This window comes from Paraburkholderia sp. Ac-20347, from assembly GCF_017104805.1.
Taxonomy (GTDB): Bacteria; Pseudomonadota; Gammaproteobacteria; order Burkholderiales; family Burkholderiaceae; genus Paraburkholderia; species Paraburkholderia tropica.
The window spans coordinates 1-2233 of sequence record NZ_JAAGPN010000525.1 but is presented as its reverse complement, the minus strand read 5'-3'; the positions used below and the strand labels follow the sequence as shown (position 1 = coordinate 2233).

Annotated in this window: 3 protein-coding genes; 2 read left to right on the top strand and 1 reads right to left on the bottom strand. The window is 66.7% G+C overall.

The window, feature by feature from the left end; translation table 11 throughout:
- Positions 1 to 191: 191 nt before the first annotated feature.
- Complete coding sequence (locus tag G3N97_RS38350) at positions 192 to 530, bottom strand: P-II family nitrogen regulator (RefSeq protein ID WP_006048089.1); 339 nt, start codon at positions 528 to 530, stop codon at positions 192 to 194.
- Between the two features lie 625 nt (positions 531 to 1155).
- On the opposite strand from G3N97_RS38350, the gene G3N97_RS38345 reads away from it, so the two are divergent.
- Entirely contained in the window at positions 1156 to 1413 is a 258-nt protein-coding gene (locus G3N97_RS38345; protein WP_065062099.1) for an accessory factor UbiK family protein, read from the top strand.
- A gap of 160 nt (positions 1414 to 1573) precedes the next feature.
- On the top strand, positions 1574 to 2233 hold a 660-nt coding region (locus tag G3N97_RS38340), incomplete at its 3' end, for an ATP-binding protein (protein WP_205997932.1).

The following is a 2233-nucleotide window of genomic DNA, read 5'->3' as shown; positions in this document are numbered from 1 at the left end:
GCCGAAGCGTCAGGCGCAGCGGAAGCTGCGGGGGCCGACGCCGCGGCCGGCGCCGAAGCGTCGTCCGCGAGGGCGGCGCCGATGCCGCCGGCGAGCAGCGAGCCGGCCATCAGCAGGGACATCAAAAGTTTGCGCATCTCGGTTTCCTCTTGTCTCTCTCGTCTATCGACTATCGCGTGTGCTGCTGTTGATCAGAGCGCGTCAGCGCCGGTCTCGCCGGTGCGGATGCGGATGACCTGTTCGATGGGGGTGACGAAAATCTTGCCGTCGCCGATCTTGCCCGTGCGGGCGGCGCGCTCGAGCGCTTCGATCGCCTGGTCGACGATGTCGTCGGACACGGCGGCCTCGATCTTCACCTTGGGCAGAAAATCGACGACATACTCCGCACCGCGGTACAGCTCGGTGTGGCCCTTCTGACGGCCGAAGCCTTTCACTTCGGTGACCGTGATCCCCGAGACACCGATGGCCGAGAGGGCCTCGCGCGCCTCATCGAGCTTGAACGGCTTGATGATTGCTGTAATCAGTTTCATGTAGTCCTCGCTGTAGTTGCTTCATCCCGTGTTTATTTCTGCAACGGGCGCCTGCGGTGCGGGTCTCGCCCCGCTGGCGCACCGCGAGCCAGCCGTTTTTCGGTGCGCGGGACGGTATTAGCAACACCCGTGCCAATTTGATCGATCGCACGTTCTGACGGAGTTCGATGCAGGATTGGTCTATCCCGTGGACAATGCGCGTCTCGCGTGCGCAAGCTCGCGCGAAGGCGCTTTTCGCCGCGCCCCGATTCGCCCGAAAGCCGCGCCAAAGCCGGTCCAGGCGCGGCGCGGGCTCGGCCGAGGCAGCGCCTGGCCGGACGGCTAACGTGGGGCCCGCGCGGTGGCGGCGGCCTGGGATCGTTGCTAGAGTGTTCTCAGGCCTCGCGTGATCGCGCAGGCATGCAGGCGCCGCGCAAAGCCGCCTCGGCGCGTGCTTGCGGGCCGCGTGAAGGCGCGCGGCAGGCATGGCGAAGGCACGCGGAAGATGCACCGCGCGCGCCACGCACCAGATGCGCACACGGGTATTGCCCGACTTGCGGGTTTCGCACCAAGATCGGTCACGACCCAAAGCGAGGCACAGTCGAAACGAAACTTGCACACATTTTGTGCAACGAAGGGGAAGCGAATGAAACAACCGAACGATGTATTCAACGACATTCAGTCGAAGGTCAGCGACCTGCTGAAGAACTCGCCCGCGCGCGACGTCGAGCGCAATGTGCGCGCGATGTTGTCGCAGGGCTTCTCGAAGCTCGAACTCGTCACGCGCGAGGAATTCGACGCGCAGGCGCAAGTGCTCGCCCGCACGCGCGCACGCCTCGAAGAACTCGAACGCCGCGTGGCCGAGCTCGAACAGAAGCTGCCGGTCACTGGCCAGTCGTCCTGAACAATTCTGTCGTTGCTTAAAGCCACTTAAGGCAAGCGAGCCGTAACGGTTTCGCAAAGGAACCGTAAAGGGGCACGCGCCTCACCAGCCTGGCGCATGGGCCGCGCGCGACATCCACGTCGCGCGTGCGCCGCGCGTGTGCCGTCTCCCGGAGATCCCCATGTCGCTTGCCGTGGTGCGCAGCCGCGCGCCGGCTGCCGGCCGCGCGCCCGACGTTACCGTCGAAGTCCATCTCGCCAACGGGCTGCCGTCGTTTTCCATCGTCGGCCTGCCCGATCTCGAAGTGCGCGAAAGCCGCGAGCGCGTGCGCGCCGCGCTCAGCAATTGCGGCTTCGACTTTCCCGTACGCCGCATCACCGTGAATCTCGCGCCCGCCGACCTGCCGAAGGAATCGGGGCGCTTCGACCTGCCCATTGCGCTTGGCATCCTCGCCGCGAGCGGACAGATTCCCGCCGCCGCGCTCACCGACTGGCGCGAGTTCGCGGGCGAGCTATCGCTGACCGGCGCGGTGCGGCCCATGCGTGGCGCGTTCGCGATGGCGTGCGGCACGGCGCGCGCGCATGCGCATTCACAATCACTTAGCGCAGCCACTGAACCGCACGACCGGACTGATGCCGATGTCCACACGTCGTGCACGCCGCAGCTCTATCTCCCCGCCGACAACGCCACCGAAGCCGCCCTTGTGCCCGATGTCGATGTCTACGCGGTCACCGACCTGCGCGCACTGTGCGCGCATCTCGCGGGCGCGGAAGACGCGCGCCTCGCGCCCGTGCGCGCCCGCGCCCTCGACACCGTACCGGCCGGCGCCCTGCCCGACATG